We start from the raw sequence: 14,968 nt of genomic DNA, 5'->3' as shown, positions 1-14,968 counted from the left end.
GGCGGTCCGGGGGCGGCCCCGTGAGCCCGCCGTACCGTCGGCTGTCCCTGTGGCTGGACCAGGTCGCGGACGACGGCGACGCCCTCACCCCGCGCGCCGGCCTCACCGCAGCCACGGACGCGGACGTCGTCGTCGTCGGCGGAGGCCTCACCGGGCTGTGGACGGCCTACTACCTCACCGAGAACGACCCCGGGCTGGACGTCCTCGTCGTCGAGCAGGAGATCGCCGGCTTCGGGGCGAGCGGGCGCAACGGCGGCTGGTGCTCCGCGCTGTACCCCGTCCCGGCCGCGACGCTCGCCGCCGAGCACGGTGACGCGGCCGCACGGGCCATGCGCGCCGCGATGCGGGACACGGTCGTGGAGGTGGCCGGGGTCGCCGCCGCGGAGGGGATCGCGTGCGACGTCGCGTACGGCGGGACCGTCGTCGTCGCACGCTCCGCGCCGCAGCTGCGCCGCGCGCGCGCCGAGGCGGCCGAGGGACCCCGTTGGGGCGACGAGGCGGAGCTGCTGGACGCCGACGGCGCCCGCGCGCGCCTCGCCGCCACCGACGTGCGGGGAGGCACCTACGTGCCCGACTGCGCCGCCCTCCAGCCGGCACGGCTGGTCCGCGGCCTGGCGCGCGTGCTCGAGGAGCGCGGCGTCCGGATCGTCGAGCGGAGCCGGGTCGTCGGCATCGAGCCGGGCCGCGTCCTGGTCGAGCACGACGAGCACGACGAGCACCGCGAGCCCGACGAGCACCGTAAGCACGGCGAGGGCGCCCGGCCCGGGCGCACCCCCGCCCTGACGGCGGTGCGCTGCCGGCACGTCGTCCGCGCCACGGAGGCGTGGACGCCGCAGCTGCCGGGGAGCCGCCGTGCCGTCGTTCCGGTGTACTCGCTCATGGTCGCGACGGAGCCGCTGGGCGACGACGTCTGGGACGCCATCGGCCTGCGGGAGCGCGAGACCTTCTCGGACCACCGGCACCTCATCGTCTACGGCCAGCGGACGGCGGACGGTCGTCTCGCCTTCGGTGGGCGCGGCGCGCCCTACCACTGGCGCAGCGCGGTCCGGTCGCAGTACGACCGTGCCCCCGGGGTCTTCACCGCGCTCGAGCAGACGCTGCGCGAGCTGTTCCCCGTCCTGGCGGACGCCCGCGTCACGCACCGGTGGGGCGGGCCGCTGGCGATCGCCCGCGACTGGCACGCGTCCGTCGGGCTCGACCGGCGCACCGGCCTCGCGTGGGCCGGCGGGTACGTCGGCGACGGGCTGTCGACGACGAACCTCGCCGGTCGCACGCTCGCCGACCTGCTCACCGACCGGGACACCGAGCTGACGCGTCTGCCGTGGGTCGGGCACCGGTCACGGGCGTGGGAGCCCGAGCCGCTGCGGTGGCTCGGGATCAACGCCGGCCTGCGCGCCATGACCCTGGCCGACCGGGAGGAGGAGCTGACGGGCCGGCCCAGCGTCCTCGAGCGGCTGGTCCGGCCGCTGCTGGGCTGACCGCCCGCGGGGGCGGCGCGCCGCCCTCGTCCTCCGCTCGATCAGCGGCGGCCGAGCACCTCGTGGGTCCGCGCCCGCGCCCAGCGCTCGGCGTCCAGGACCGCGTCGAGCGTCAGCTCGCCGTCGTGGCCGGGGTGCTCGTCCAGCACCCGCTCGACCGTGTCCACGACGTCGAGGAAGCCGATCCGGCCGTCGAGGAACGCGGCGACGCACTCCTCGTTCGCCGCGTTGAGGACCGCGGGGTGGGTCGGCGAGGCGCTCACCGCCGCCCGGGCGAGGCGCAGCGCACCGAAGACGTCCTCGTCGACCGGCTCGAAGGTCCACGACGTCGCCGCCGACCAGTCGCACGCCGGCGCGACGTCGGGGACCCGCTCGGGCCAGGACAGGCCCAGGGCGATCGGCAGACGCATGTCGGGAGGCGACGCCTGCGCGATGGTGGACCCGTCGACGAGCTCCACCATCGAGTGGACGACCGACTGCGGGTGCACCACCACGGTGATGTCCTCGACCGGGACGTCGAACAGCAGGTGAGCCTCGATGAGCTCGAGGCCCTTGTTCATGAGCGTCGCCGAGTTGACCGTCACGACCGGGCCCATGGACCACGTCGGGTGCGCGAGCGCCTCCGCCGCGGTGACGGCCTTCACCTCGTCGCGGGAGCGCCCCCGGAACGGCCCGCCGGACGCGGTGAGGACGAGGCGCCGCACCTCCTCGCGCCGACCGGCGCGCAGGCACTGCGCGATGGCCGAGTGCTCGGAGTCGACGGGCACCACCTGGTCGGGCCGCCGTTGCGCGCGGCGGACGAGCTCGCCCCCGACGACGAGGGACTCCTTGTTCGCCAGGGCGAGCGTGCTGCCCGCCTCGAGCGCCGCGAGGGTGGGTCGCAGGCCGATCGAGCCGGTGATGCCGTTGAGGACGACGTCGGCGCCCCGGCCCGCGAGCTGCGTGGCGGCGTCGGGACCGGTGAGGAGCTCCACGCCGAGGCCGGCGAGCCCCCGCTCGGCGGCGACCCGGGTGACGGCCTCGAGCACCGCGACCCCGGCACCGGCGTCGGCCACCGCGACCGTGGTCACGCCGAGGTCGACCACCTGCTCCGCGACGAGCCGGGGATCACGGCCCCCCGCCGCGATGCCGACGACCCGGAAGCGGCCGGGGTTGCGGAGCACGACGTCCACCGCCTGGGTCCCGATCGACCCCGTGGAGCCGAGGAGGACGACGCTGCGCTGACCGGGCGGTGTGGTGTGCGGGCTCACCGCGGCATTGTGTCGCACGCGGCCGCGACGCCCCTCACTCGACGCCGAGCAGCACCTCGACCGCGCGGTCGCAGAAGGCGTCGACCGCGGCCTCCCCGTACGCCTTCGCTCCCCGGGCGCGGCGGAACGTCACGGAGCGGATCTCCTCGGAGGTGAGGCTCGCGCCGTTGTCGAAGTAGTCGACCAGGCGGTGGCACAGGGCGTCGACCTCGGCCGGCAGGTACCCCTGCTGGCCGCGCGCGGCGGGCGCGAACCGCTCCCCGTCCGGGCGGGTGAGGCGCCCGTAGAGCGTCCTCGCCTGGGCCGCGAGGTGGTCCATCCACGCCTGCTGGCCGTGGGCGCTGACGTAGTCGGTCCGCTGGCGTGTGATGAAGGCCCGCTCGAGCCGGTCCATCGCGGCGTCCACCGGGCCCGTCGCGTACCCGCCGCGCACGAGGTCGAAGGCGGTGAGCCGGACGTCGCGCGCGGTCAGCGCCTCGACCGCCCCGTTGCCCTCGTAGACCCGGCGCGCCCGGTCGAAGAACTCGTCCACCTGCGCCGGGTCGTACCCGGACCGCAGCCGGCCGGCGGTACGGAACAGCGTGCTCATCGGTCCTCCGCTGCGAGCTGCCCGCACGCGCCGTCGATCTCGCTGCCGCGGGTGTCCCGCACCGTCGTCGGGATGCCGTGGGCGCGGAGCCGCGCCACGAACTCCGCCTCCACGGCGGGGTCGCTCGCGGTCCAGATCGAGCCGGGCGTCGGGTTGAGGGGGATGGGGTTGACGTGCACCCAGCCGCGGCCCCGGTCGGTGAGCTTCTTCCCGAGGAGGTCCGCGCGCCAGGCGTGGTCGTTCATGTCCTTGATCAGCGCATACTCGATGCTGACACGACGGCCCGTCGCCTCGAAGTAGCGCCGCGCCGCGTCGAGGGCCTCGTCGACGGTCCAGCGCGTGTTGATGGGCACCAGCTCGCTGCGGAGCTCGTCGTCGGGCGCGTGGAGCGACAGCGCGAGGGTCACGGGGATCCCCGTCGCGGCCAGCTTGTCGATCGCCGGCACCAGACCCACCGTGGAGACCGTGACGTTGCGCGCCGAGAGCCCGAGACCGTCCGGTGCCGGCGCGACGAAGCGACGGACCGCCTCCAGCACCGTGCGGTAGTTGGCCAGGGGCTCCCCCATGCCCATGAACACGACGTTCGTCAGTCGGCCGGGCCCGCCCGCGATCTCGCCGCGCTGCAGCGCACGGGCGGCGTGACGCACCTGCTCGACGATCTCCGCGGTGGACAGGTTGCGGGTCAGCCCCTGCTGACCCGTCGCGCAGAAGGGGCAGGCCATGCCGCAGCCTGCCTGGCTGGAGACGCACAGGGTGGAGCGCCCCGGGTAGCGCATGAGGACCGACTCGACCTTGACGCCGTCGTAGAGGCTCCACAGCGTCTTGACCGTCGTCCCCGCGTCCGCCTCGAGCGTCCGGATCGGCCGCAGCAGCGGCGGGAAGAGGTCCGCCACGAGGTGGTCCCGTGTCGCCTTGGGCAGGTCGGTCATCTCCGCCGCGTCGGCGGACAGGTGGGCGAAGTAGTGGGTGGCGAGCTGCTTGGCACGGAACGGCTTCTCGCCGAGCTCCGTGACGGCGTCGGCCCGCTCGGCGGGCGAGAGGTCGGCGAAGTGGCGCGGCGGCTTGCCGCGCCGCGCGGGCGTCATGGTGAGCGCCAGCGGCGCACGTCCCTCCGCGGAGGGTCGGACCTCGGTCACAGCAGCGTCGTCCTTCGTCTCAGTCGCCCACGGCCGGCAGGGCCACGAGCAGCACCGTGTGCACGAGCGGTGCGGTCAGCAGGAGGGAGTCGAGGCGGTCCAGCACACCGCCGTGCCCGGGGAGGAGCGAGCCCATGTCCTTGAGCTCGAGGTCCCGCTTGAGCAGCGACTCGGCCAGGTCGCCCAGGGTGGCCGTCAGCACCGCCGCGACGCCGAGCACGACGCCGAGCAGCGGGGAGGCGTCGAACGCCAGCCACAGGCCCACGCCGCCGACCGTCCCGGCGAGGACGAGCGAGCCGCCGAGCCCCTCCCAGGACTTCTTCGGGCTGACGGACGGCGCGAGGGGGTGGCGGCCGGCGAGGACGCCCGCGACGTAGCCGCCGGTGTCGCTCGCCACGGCGAGGAGGACGAACAGCAGGACCCGCGCAGGCCCGTCGGCCTCGGCCAGCATGAGCATGACGAAGCCACCCATGAGCGGCACGTACGCGGTGGCGAAGGTGCCGGCCGCGGCGTCGCGCAGCGCCTGAGCGCCGCTGCCGTCCAGCACCCGCCAGACGACGACGCCGCCGGCGGTCAGCAGGAACGCGACGAACATCGCCTCGGCGCCCGCCACGTACGCCGACACGAGGATGCCGGTGCTGCCGACGAGCACCGGCAGGAGCGGCAGGTGCAGGTGGCGTCGGGTGAACGCCTGGGCGAGCTCCCACAGGGCGGCGCCGCACGCCAGCGCGGCGAGCAGGAGGAAGAGCTCCTTGCGCCACAGGAGGGACGCGAGGACGACGGCGAGCAGACCGACGCCGACCGCGACCGCACGAGGCAGGTCACGGCCGGCTCGGGAGGTGCGTACCCCTGGCTGCACCGTCTGCGTCCCCGCCAGCTCCGTCATCAGACCTCGAGCAGCTCGCTCTCCTTGTGCGCGAGGACCTGGTCGATCGCGTCGACGTGGCGCTTCGTCAGCGCCTCCAGCTCCTTCTCGGCACGGGTGACCTCGTCCTCCCCCGCCTCGCCGTCCTTGACGATGCGGTCGAGCTCCTCCTTGGCGCGCCGGCGGATGTTGCGCACGGCGACGCGCGCCTCCTCCGCCTTGTGCCGGGCGAGCTTGACGTAGTCCTTGCGGCGCTCCTCCGTCAGCTGCGGCAGGACGACCCGGATGATCCGGCCGTCGTTGCTGGGGTTGACGCCGAGGTCGGAGTCGCGCAGGGAGCGCTCGATCGCTCCGAGCGAGCTCGCGTCGAACGGCGTGATGAGGATCGTCCGTGCCTCCGGCGTGGTGAAGGAGGCCAGCTGCTGCAGGGGCGTCGGCGAGCCGTAGTACTCCACCACGATCTTCTGGAACATCGCCGGGTTGGCGCGGCCGGTGCGGATGGTCGCCATGTCCTCCTTGGCGACCTCGATGGCCTTGTCCATCTTCTCCTCGGCCCCGAGGAGGGTGTCGTCGATCACCGGTGCTCCTTCTCTCGTCGGTCGTGCTGCCCGGGCGCGCGGCCCGGGCCCGGACGGCTCAGCCCGCCGTGAGCAGCGTGCCGATCCTCTCACCCTGCAGCGCGCGCGTGACGTTGCCCGGCGCCTCGATGCCGAACACCCGCATGCGGACGCCGTTGTCACGGCACAGCGACAGGGCGGTGGCGTCCATGACCTCCAGGCCCTGGACGAGAGCCTCGGTGTACGTCAGCTCGTCCAGGCGGACGGCCGAGGGGTCGGTCCTGGGGTCCGCCGAGTACACGCCGTCGACGCCGTTCTTCCCCATGAGCACCTCGTCGCAGTGCGTCTCCAGCGCGCGCTGCACCGACACGGTGTCCGTGGAGAAGAACGGCATGCCCGCCCCGGCGCCGAAGATGACGACGCGGCCCTTCTCCATGTGCCGGATCGCCTTGAGCGGGATGTACGGCTCCGCGACCTGACCCATGGTGATCGCCGTCTGGACGCGGGTGCTCACGCCGGCCTGCTCGAGGAAGTCCTGGAGCGCCAGGCAGTTCATGACCGTGCCGAGCATCCCCATGTAGTCCGCGCGGGCACGGTCCAGACCACGCTGCGACAGCTCGGCGCCGCGGAAGAAGTTGCCGCCGCCGACGACGATCGCGACCTGCACGCCCGACCGGACCGCCGCCGCGATCTCACCGGCGATGCGCTGGACCACGTCCGGTGCCAGGCCGATGCCACCGCCGCCGAACGTCTCCCCGGAGAGCTTGAGGAGCACCCGTCGCGCCGCCGAAGGCGCAGACCCCGGCCGCTCGCGGTCGTCGTCGCCGTCGCCTGCGGGGCCGCTCTGGTCCTGCGTCACGCTGCCTCCCTGGTGTCCCTCTGCGGTGCCGTCACCCTGCTGTGCCGTCGCGGTGCTGACATCCCCGGGGTGCTGCGCGGCGTCGCCCCCAGGTGCACCACGGCGGCCCCGGCCCGAGGACCGGCGCCGCCGTGGTGACGCTACAGGTTCGGCTCAGGCGCCGACGCGGAAGCGAGCGAACCCGGTGACCGTGCCGTCCACGTCGGCCAGGACCTGGCCGACGGACTTCTTCGGGTCCTTGGCGAACGCCTGGTCCACGAGCACGGCCTCCTTGAAGAAGCCGTTGAGGCGACCCTCGACGATCTTCGGCAGTGCCGCCTCGGGCTTGCCCTCGTTGCGCGAGGTCTCCTCGGCGATCCGGCGCTCGGACTCGACCGTCTCGGCGGGCACGTCGTCCCGCGTGAGGTAGGCCGGCGAGTACGCCGCGATGTGCATCGCCACGTCGCGGGCCACCTCGGCGCCGGCGGCGTCGCTGCCCACGAGGACGCCGACCTGGGGCGGCAGGTCCTTGTTCACCTTGTGCAGGTACACCGCCACCTTGTCGGCGGACACGCGGGCCACCCGGCGCAGGACGACCTTCTCGCCCAGCGTGGCGGCCGTCTCGTCGATGGTCTCCTGGACCGTGCGGCCGTCCGCCTCGGACGCCAGGATCGCGGCGACGTCCTCCGTGCCGGTCGCGACGGCGGCCTCGAGCACCTTGTCGGCCAGCGCGATGAAGGTCGCGTTCTTCGCGACGAAGTCCGTCTCGGAGTTCAGCTCGATGAGGACGCCGGTCTGCCCCGAGGCGTCGTCGGCGATGTGAGCGGCGACGAGACCGTCGGAGGCCGCCCGGCCCTCACGCTTGCTCACGCCCTTGAGACCCTTGACGCGGATGATCTCGAGCGCCTTCTCGGCGTCGCCGTCCGCCTCGTCGAGCGCCTTCTTCACGTCGAGCATGCCCGCGCCGGTGCGCTCGCGCAGGGCCTTGATGTCTGCGGCGGTGTAGTTCGCCATGGGAGTCCTTTGCTGTCGTGGGTGCGTCGTGCGTCCGTCAGAGGTCGCGCCGCGTGCTGCGGCGCGACCCACGGCTGCGCGCGGCCGGAGCCGCGCGCTGCCGGGTCGGACGTCAGCCGGCGGTGGTGGTGCCCTCGGCGGTCGGCTCGGACGCGCCGGCGGCCTCGGCGGCCGGCGCCGCGTCCTGGCCCGTCGGGGCGTCGCCCTCGGCGACGGTCGTGCCGATCGCGTCGACCGGGCTCTCGACCTGCGCCTCGGCGGCCAGGTTGTCGGCGGGGAGGTCGTCGGTGGCGACGGCCGACGCGGTCGGCGGCACCGTGACGTCCTCCGGCCCGGCGGGGGCCGACGGCTCGGTCTGGGTCGCCGCGCCGGCGTCCGTCCCGCCGGCGAGGAGCTCGCGCTCCCACTCGGCGAGCGGCTCGGACGTCGCGTCGGCGCCGCCCTCGGTCGCGGCCTGGCGGCCGGAGTGGCGGGCGATGAGGCCCTCGGCCGCCGCGTCGGCGATGACACGCGTCAGAAGCGTGACCGCGCGGATCGCGTCGTCGTTGCCGGGGATCTGGTAGTCGACCAGGTCGGGGTCGCAGTTGGTGTCGAGGATCGCGACGACCGGGATGCCCAGCTTGCGCGCCTCGTCGACGGCCAGGTGCTCCTTGTTGGTGTCCACGACCCAGATGGCCGACGGCACCCTGGCCATGTCACGGATGCCACCCAGCGTCTTGGCGAGCTTGTCCCGCTCGCGACGCATGATGAGGAGCTCCTTCTTGGTGTAGCCGCTGCCGGCCACGTCCTCGAAGTCGATCTCCTCGAGCTCCTTGAGGCGCTGGAGCCGCTTGTTCACCGTGGTGAAGTTGGTGAGCATGCCGCCGAGCCAGCGCTGGTTGACGTAGGGCATGCCCACGCGGGCGGCCTGCTCGGCCACCGGCTCCTGGGCCTGCTTCTTCGTGCCGACGAACAGGATGGTCCCGCCGTGGGCGACGGTCTCCTTGACGAACTCGTAGGCGCGGTCGATGTACGACAGCGACTGCTGGAGGTCGACGATGTAGATGCCGTTGCGCTCGGTGAAGATGAACCGCTTCATCTTCGGGTTCCACCGACGGGTCTGGTGCCCGAAGTGGACACCGCTCTCGAGCAGCTGGCGCATGGTCACGACGGCCATGGCACGTCCTTCCGGCGCCGCCCGGCTGCGGACGGCGCAAGTGCAGGCGGGCGCACGACGAGTCGCGGCCCGCGATCCGGTTGTCGGTGAGCGGCCCTGTGCCGACCCACCCCTGACGCCATGCGGCCCCGACACCGGCACCACTGCTGTGGCCCCGGACCGTCGTCGGCGCTCGCCCCCGTGCCGCACCCGAGGGAGCGGCGGCGGGAAGATGGCGTGCGATGTCACCCGGAGGACCCGGGCGCACCGGCAAGCGTACCGGACACTCACCCGTGCCCGTGCGGTCGCAGGCCCACCGCCCCGACGGGCGCTGCTGGCCCGCGAGCCGCGGTGCGGCGCTCGGACGTCCACACGTCGACCCCCGCCCCCTGCGGGGCCGTCCACAGGCACGACGGTCCCGGCCCCGCGCGGGCGGAGCGGGCGCCACGGTGGGCGCATGCCCAGCCTGCCCCTCGCCGCCGCCGTCGGCACGGTCGCCCTGGGCGCGCTGCTCCTCGGCGCGCCGGCACCGTCCCCCGTCCACGGCGCCGCCGAGCGCTCCGCGGGCGCGCCGTCCGCGACCGAGGTGGTGCTCCCCGTGGAGGGCTCCGTCCTCGTCCGGGAGTTCGCGGAGCCGACGGTGCGCTGGGGACCCGGCCATCGGGGCGTCGACCTCGCCGCCGCGGTGGGCGCGGCGGTCCGCTCCCCCGCGACCGGTGTGGTCGCCTTCGCCGGGCACGTGGTGGACCGGGGGGTGGTCTCGGTGCTGCACGCCGACGGCCTGCGGTCCAGCGTCGAGCCGGTGAGCGCCGTCGCGGCGGTCGGCACGCCGGTGACCGCCGGCGAGGTCGTCGGGTACGTGACGACCGGCGGGCACTGCTCCGGGTGCCTGCACTGGGGCGTCCGGGACGGGGAGCGGTACCTCGACCCGCTGTCGCTGCTGTCCTCCGGCACGGTGCGGCTGCTGCCGCAGGGCGGTGCCGGGTGAGGTCAGCCGCGCTCGCTCTCCTGCAGGGAGGTCCGCAGCCGCAGCATGGCTGCCGTGTGCATCTGCGAGATCCGGGACTCGGTCACCCCGAGGACGCGGCCGATCTCCGCGAGGGTCATGCCCTCGTAGTAGTACAGGACCAGGACGATCTTCTCGCGCTCGCCGAGACGCTCGATCGCGCGGGCCAGCAGGATCTTCGTCTCCTGCGCCTCGACGTTCCCCGCGGGGTCCTCGGCCGCCGGGTCCTCCAGCGTGTCCAGGAGCGAGAGGGAGTCCCCCCGGTCCGAACCGCCGCCCAGCAGCTCGTCGAGCGCCGCGACGTTCACCGTGGACAGCTGCGTGAAGACCGCTCGCAGCTCGTTGACGTCCACCTTCAGCTTCGCGGCGACCTCGTGCTCGGTGGGCGCCCGCCGCAGCTCGCCCTCGAGCTCGGCGAAGGCACGGTCGACGGCACGCGCCTTGGTGCGCACGGAGCGGGGGATCCAGTCGATCGCCCGCAGCTCGTCGATGATCGCGCCCCGGATGCGGGCGCTGGCGTACGTCTCGAACTTGACGTCACGGTCGGTCTGGAACTTCTCGATCGCGTCGATGAGGCCGAACATGCCGTAGGACACGAGGTCCGCCTGCTCGACCGTGCTCGGCAGGCCGGCGCCCACGCGGTTCGCCACCATCGTCACGAGCGGCGCGTAGTGCAGGATCAGGTGCTCCCGGGCAGACCTGTCGCCGGTGTCCTTGAAGTGCGCCCACACCGTCGCGACCGGGACGGCGCCGTCGGCGGACGGGGGCGTCGACGGCCGTGGCACCCGGGTCGTGCTCGCGGCACCGTCGACCGCGCGCCTCGGGGCCCCGGCCTGGGCTGCCATCCGCCTCGCCCTCCTCAGGCTCGTGGGTGTGCCAGCTCGTACGAGCGGCGCAGTCGGTCAGGGGTCACGTGCGTGTAGCGCTGCGTGGTCGCTAGTGAAGCATGCCCCAGGAGCTCCTGGACGCTGCGCAGGTCCGAGCCGCCCTGGAGGAGGTGGGTCGCCGCGGTGTGGCGCAGGCCGTGCGGTGCGATGTCGTCGACCCCCGCCGCGCGGGCGAGCCGGTGGACGACCTCGCGCGCACGGCGCTGGTCCAGGCGACCGCCGCGCGTGCCGACCAGCAGGGCCGGTGTGCCGCTGCCCCGGCGGACGAGGGCGGGTCGCGCCGCGGACAGGTACCGCTCGAGCGCCCGCGCAGCGGGCACGCCGAAGGGCACGACCCGCTCCTTCGCGCCCTTGCCCAGCACGCGCAGCGTGCGGCTGCCCCGGTCGGCGTCGTCGACGTCGGCGCCGACCAGCTCCCCCACCCGGACCCCCGTCGCGTAGAGGAGCTCCACGAGGAGCCAGTCCCGCACGGCCTCGGCGTCGCCGGTGCCGGCATCGGTGCGCGCCTGCTCGACGAGTCGCGTGGCGTCGTCCACGGCGAGCGCGATGGGCAGCGGGCTCGCACCGCGGGCGGCGACGAGCCGTCGGGCCGGGTCCTCGGCGAGCATCCCGCGCTCGTGCGCCCAGCCGTAGAACGCGCGGACGGCCGCACCCCGGCGCGCCACCGTGGAGCGGGACCGTCCCGCCGTGACCATGGAGCCGAGCCAGGACCGCAGCGCGGCGAGGTCCACCTCCGCCCAGCTCGAGCCCCGGCGCCGCGCGAACGCGATGACGTGCTCGACGTCGGAGCAGTACGCCCGTGCGGTGTGCTCGGACAGGCCGCGCTCGGCGACCAGGTGCGTGCGGAAGGAGGCGACCACGTCCGCGCCGTCCGCGACGGGTACACCGGTACCGGTGACTGCTCCCCCATGCACGCCTCCTACCGTGGCGCGTCCGGCCCTCGGCCACAAGGCGGGACACGCCGACTTCACCCGGCGTCGTCGGGATCGGACCCGACCTGACGGCCGCGCCGCACCCCCTCACTGCCACCGGGCTGCCCCGCAGCGACGCGGCCGGTGCCCGCCGGGGGACCGTCAGCACGGGGACCCGCCCGCCGCCACCGGTCCGCGTCACGCCGGGCCAGGCCCGCGAGCTCCAGGACGCCCAGCGCGCCGCGCGCCTCGGCCGCGGAGACCCCCGCGACCCGGGTCACCGAGTCCACGGACGCCCACGCCCGGACCGGCAGCGCGTCGTACACCTGGCGCCCGACCCGGTCCAGCCCGTCGGTCTCGTGGACGTGACCGACGGGGTGGTCCCCGAGCGCAGGCTCGCTCCCGCGCAGGAGCTCGAGGACCTCCGCGGCGTCGGTGACGCACACGGCCGCGCCGTCGCGCAGCAGGCGGTGGCAGCCTGCCGACGCCGCGGAGGTCACCGGGCCGGGCACCGCACCCACCGGACGCAGCAGGGCGGCGGCCCGTGCCGCGGTGCTGAGCGCCCCCGATCTCCAGGCTGCCTCGACGACGACGGTCGCGCCGGTCAGGGCGGCGATGAGCCGGTTCCGCTGGAGGAACCGTTGCCTGCTCGGCACGCTGCCCGGCGGCACCTCGCTGACGAGCGCACCGCCCGAGTCCCGCACCGCCAGCAGCAGCCGGGCGTTCCCTGCCGGGTAGAGGCGGTCCACCCCGCCGGCCAGGACCGCCACGGTGACGCCACCGGTCGCGAGGGCGGCACGGTGCGCCGCCGCGTCGATGCCGTACGCCCCGCCCGAGACGACGACGCGTCCGGCGGCTGCGACGCCGGCCGCCAGGTCAGCCGTCACGTGCTCGCCGTAGTGCGTGCAGGCGCGGGCCCCGATGACGGCCGCGCCCGACGCCGCGGCAGCGGGCGCGGTGGCGTCGCCGGTCACCCACAGGGCGTGCGGCGCCTCCGTCCCCAGGTCCGCCACGCCGCTGGGCCAGCGTGGGTCCTCGGGCACCAGCAGCTCGCCGCCGGCCGCGCGGTGCCGGTCCAGCTCCCGCGACGCGTCCACGGCCGCCAGCCGGGGGGTCCAGCGCTCGAGGGCAGCCGTGAGCCGCTGCGCCGCACGCGCCGATCCGGGCAGCACCTGCCCCGCCTGGCGCCCGAGCTCGCCGGGACGGCCCAGGCGGGTCGACTCGACGACGAACCGCCACGCCTCGACCGGTCCCATCGCGGCGACCACGGCGCCGGCGACGGCGTCCCCCGGCTCGACCAGCCGGCTCCACGACGCGCGCGCGAGGAGCACGTCCTCGCCCGCCGTGGCCCTCACGCCCCCACCTGCCCACGCGTGCGCAGCAGCAGCGCCTGGCCGACCTCCTCGTGGCCGGGGGCGTCACGCCCGGCGAGGTCGGCGAGCGTCCAGGCGACGCGGAGCACCCGGTCGACACCCCGCAGGCTCAGTGCCCCGCGGCCGAGCGCCTGGTCCAAGGCCCCCACCGGCACGCCGGTCTGTCGCCGCAGCCACGAGCCCGGGACCTCCGCGTTGCTCCGCCACGGCGTGGCCGTCAGCCGACGACGCGCGCGCTCCCGCGCCGTGCGCACGCGGTCGGCGACAGCGGCGGTGCTCTCCCCGGTGCCCGCGGAGGCCCGGTGCACCCGCGTGACCGGCAGGACCTCGACCTGGACGTCCACCCGGTCCAGGAGCGGACCGGACAGCCGGGAGAAGTAGCGGCGGCGCTCCAGCGACGTGCAGGAGCAGTCGGCGCCCTTCCCCGTCGCCCGGCCGCACGGGCACGGGTTCGCGGCGAGGACGAGCTGGAAGCGGGCGGGGAACCGGGCGGATCCCGCAGCACGGTGGATGACCAGCTCGCCCTGCTCGAGCGGCTGACGGAGGGTCTGGAGGACCCGTGGGGAGAACTCCGGTGCCTCGTCGAGGAAGAGGACCCCGCGGTGGGCCCGCGACGCGGCCCCCGGCCTCGGCAGGCCGCTGCCCCCTCCGACGACGGCAGCCGGGGTCGCCGTGTGGTGCGGGTCCTCGAACGGCGGCCGGCGCACCAGGCCGTCCGTCGGCCGGAAGGTCCCGGACACCGAGTGCACGGCCGTCACCTCGACGGCCTCGCTCTCCGCCAGGTCGGGCAGGATGCCCGGCAGCCGTGACGCCAGCATGGTCTTGCCGGTTCCCGGCGGACCGACCATCAGCAGGTGGTGACCGCCCGCCGCGGCGACCTCCAGGGCCCACCGGGCGTCCTCCTGCCCGACGACGTCGGACAGGTCGGCACACCCGGCCCGCGGCGGACCGACGTGCTCGGCGGGGACCGGGACGACGTCGTCGTCCGGTGCGAGGTCGGCACCGTGCCGACGGAGCACGTCGCGCAGCGTCACCGCGCCGACGACGTCAGCGCCGGGGACGAGTCGCGCCTCCTCGAGGTTGCCGAACGGCACGACGACGTCGGGCCGCCCGGCGGCGACGGAGGCCGCGACGGCGGGCAGCACCCCGCGGACCGGCCGCAGCCGCCCGTCGAGCCCCAGCTCGCCGAGGTGCGTCGACGCGGCGACGCGGCCGGCGTCGCACACCCCGGCGCCCGCCAGCGTCGCCACGGCGACCGCGAGGTCGAACGCGGCACCCGCCTTGGGCAGCGCGGCCGGGGAGAGGTTCACGGTGATGCGCCGCTGCGGCCACGCGACGCCGGACGACGCCACGGCGGCCCGCACACGGTCACGGGACTCCGCGAGGGAGGCGTCCGGCAGCCCGACGAGCGTGAACCCCGGGACGGAGGCGGCGAGGTGCGCCTCGACCTCCACGACGTGCCCGGTGAGGCCTACGAGCGCGACGGCGGTCGTCCGGCCCAGCCCCGTCACAGCACGCCCCGCAGGTGCTCGACGGTCGCCGCTCCGCGGCGCGACGTCCGGACGGCGACGACGTCGATCCGCACGCTCGCCGGCCGCAGGTCGTGCTCGTGCAGCCACTCCCCCGCCAGGCGACGCAGGCGGGCCAGCTTCACGGCCGTCACCGCCTCGGCGGGGTGCCCGAACCCGTCACCGCTGCGCGTCTTCACCTCGACGACGACGAGCTCGTCGCCCTCGAGGGCGACGACGTCGAGCTCACCGCAGCGGCCGCGCCAGTTCCGGTCGAGCACCTCCCAGCCGGCGGCGAGCAGGTGCGTGACCGCCACCTGCTCCCCGTACCTGCCCACTGCGTCCTTGGCGCGCACGCGACCACCTCCGCGCCGAGCCTCGGCGGGCGGCGCGGAGGCGGCACGGGCGGACCGACCCTGCT

15 protein-coding genes are annotated in these 14,968 nt (G+C 75.2%); 2 read left to right on the top strand and 13 right to left on the bottom strand.

Going from position 1 to position 14,968, the window contains the following annotated elements; all coding sequences use genetic code 11:
* Positions 1-20: 20 nt before the first annotated feature.
* Positions 21-1,478, top strand: coding sequence for an FAD-binding oxidoreductase (locus LG379_RS08160; RefSeq protein WP_225754084.1), 1,458 nt, complete (start codon positions 21-23; stop codon positions 1,476-1,478).
* Positions 1,479-1,519: 41 nt separating this feature from the next.
* Here LG379_RS08160 and dxr read toward each other — a convergent pair whose 3' ends face one another.
* The 8 genes from dxr to rpsB all read right to left on the bottom strand — a co-directional run bounded on the left by dxr (position 1,520) and on the right by rpsB (position 8,883).
* Positions 1,520-2,728 (bottom strand): 1-deoxy-D-xylulose-5-phosphate reductoisomerase, encoded by a 1,209-nt coding sequence (gene dxr, locus LG379_RS08155; protein ID WP_225754083.1) that lies wholly within the window; start codon positions 2,726-2,728, stop codon positions 1,520-1,522.
* A 34-nt stretch (positions 2,729-2,762) separates the two neighbouring features.
* Positions 2,763-3,317: a DivIVA domain-containing protein gene (locus LG379_RS08150; RefSeq protein ID WP_225754082.1), complete on the bottom strand. Its 555-nt coding sequence runs from the start codon at positions 3,315-3,317 to the stop codon at positions 2,763-2,765.
* Positions 3,314-4,402 (bottom strand): 23S rRNA (adenine(2503)-C(2))-methyltransferase RlmN, encoded by a 1,089-nt coding sequence (gene rlmN / locus LG379_RS08145; RefSeq protein ID WP_225754900.1) that lies wholly within the window; start codon positions 4,400-4,402, stop codon positions 3,314-3,316. Before rlmN ends, LG379_RS08150 begins: the two co-directional genes overlap by 4 nt.
* A gap of 70 nt (positions 4,403-4,472) precedes the next feature.
* The gene (locus tag LG379_RS08140) at positions 4,473-5,339 is read right to left on the bottom strand and encodes a phosphatidate cytidylyltransferase (protein ID WP_225754081.1); all 867 of its coding nucleotides are present in this window, start codon (positions 5,337-5,339) and stop codon (positions 4,473-4,475) included.
* Positions 5,339-5,896: a ribosome recycling factor gene (gene frr, locus LG379_RS08135; protein WP_225754080.1), complete on the bottom strand. Its 558-nt coding sequence runs from the start codon at positions 5,894-5,896 to the stop codon at positions 5,339-5,341. Before frr ends, LG379_RS08140 begins: the two co-directional genes overlap by 1 nt.
* A 58-nt stretch (positions 5,897-5,954) precedes the next feature.
* Positions 5,955-6,650 (bottom strand): UMP kinase, encoded by a 696-nt coding sequence (pyrH, locus tag LG379_RS08130; RefSeq protein ID WP_225754899.1) that lies wholly within the window; start codon positions 6,648-6,650, stop codon positions 5,955-5,957.
* 237 nt (positions 6,651-6,887) lie between these two features.
* Entirely contained in the window at positions 6,888-7,727 is an 840-nt protein-coding gene (gene tsf / locus LG379_RS08125) for a translation elongation factor Ts (protein ID WP_225754079.1), read from the bottom strand.
* A gap of 112 nt (positions 7,728-7,839) precedes the next feature.
* Positions 7,840-8,883, bottom strand: a complete 1,044-nt coding sequence (gene rpsB / locus LG379_RS08120) for a 30S ribosomal protein S2 (protein ID WP_225754078.1) — start codon at positions 8,881-8,883, stop codon at positions 7,840-7,842.
* A gap of 436 nt (positions 8,884-9,319) precedes the next feature.
* Here rpsB and LG379_RS08115 point away from each other — a divergent pair, with 436 nt between their 5' ends.
* The gene (locus tag LG379_RS08115; RefSeq protein WP_225754077.1) at positions 9,320-9,850 is read left to right on the top strand and encodes a murein hydrolase activator EnvC; all 531 of its coding nucleotides are present in this window, start codon (positions 9,320-9,322) and stop codon (positions 9,848-9,850) included.
* Positions 9,851-9,852: 2 nt separating this feature from the next.
* Here the strand turns inward: LG379_RS08115 and whiG are convergent, their stop codons facing one another.
* The 5 genes from whiG to LG379_RS08090 are packed head-to-tail and all read right to left on the bottom strand — an operon-like array spanning position 9,853 to position 14,903.
* The gene (gene whiG / locus LG379_RS08110) at positions 9,853-10,713 is read right to left on the bottom strand and encodes an RNA polymerase sigma factor WhiG (protein ID WP_225754076.1); all 861 of its coding nucleotides are present in this window, start codon (positions 10,711-10,713) and stop codon (positions 9,853-9,855) included.
* Between the two features lie 14 nt (positions 10,714-10,727).
* Positions 10,728-11,669 (bottom strand): tyrosine recombinase XerC, encoded by a 942-nt coding sequence (locus tag LG379_RS08105; RefSeq protein WP_225754075.1) that lies wholly within the window; start codon positions 11,667-11,669, stop codon positions 10,728-10,730.
* Between the two features lie 53 nt (positions 11,670-11,722).
* The gene (gene dprA, locus LG379_RS08100) at positions 11,723-13,021 is read right to left on the bottom strand and encodes a DNA-processing protein DprA (RefSeq protein ID WP_225754074.1); all 1,299 of its coding nucleotides are present in this window, start codon (positions 13,019-13,021) and stop codon (positions 11,723-11,725) included.
* Complete coding sequence (locus LG379_RS08095) at positions 13,018-14,550, bottom strand: YifB family Mg chelatase-like AAA ATPase (protein ID WP_225754073.1); 1,533 nt, start codon at positions 14,548-14,550, stop codon at positions 13,018-13,020. Before LG379_RS08095 ends, dprA begins: the two co-directional genes overlap by 4 nt.
* Positions 14,547-14,903 carry a YraN family protein gene (locus LG379_RS08090; RefSeq protein WP_225754072.1) on the bottom strand — a complete coding sequence of 119 codons (357 nt, stop codon included), beginning with the start codon at positions 14,901-14,903 and terminating at the stop codon, positions 14,547-14,549. Before LG379_RS08090 ends, LG379_RS08095 begins: the two co-directional genes overlap by 4 nt.
* Between the last annotated feature and the right edge of the window lie 65 nt (positions 14,904-14,968).

Source organism: Actinotalea sp. Marseille-Q4924, assembly GCF_916618755.1.
Taxonomy (GTDB): Bacteria; Actinomycetota; Actinomycetes; order Actinomycetales; family Cellulomonadaceae; genus Actinotalea.
Note: the sequence above shows the minus strand (reverse complement) of the source record. Positions and strands in the feature narration are given on the sequence as shown.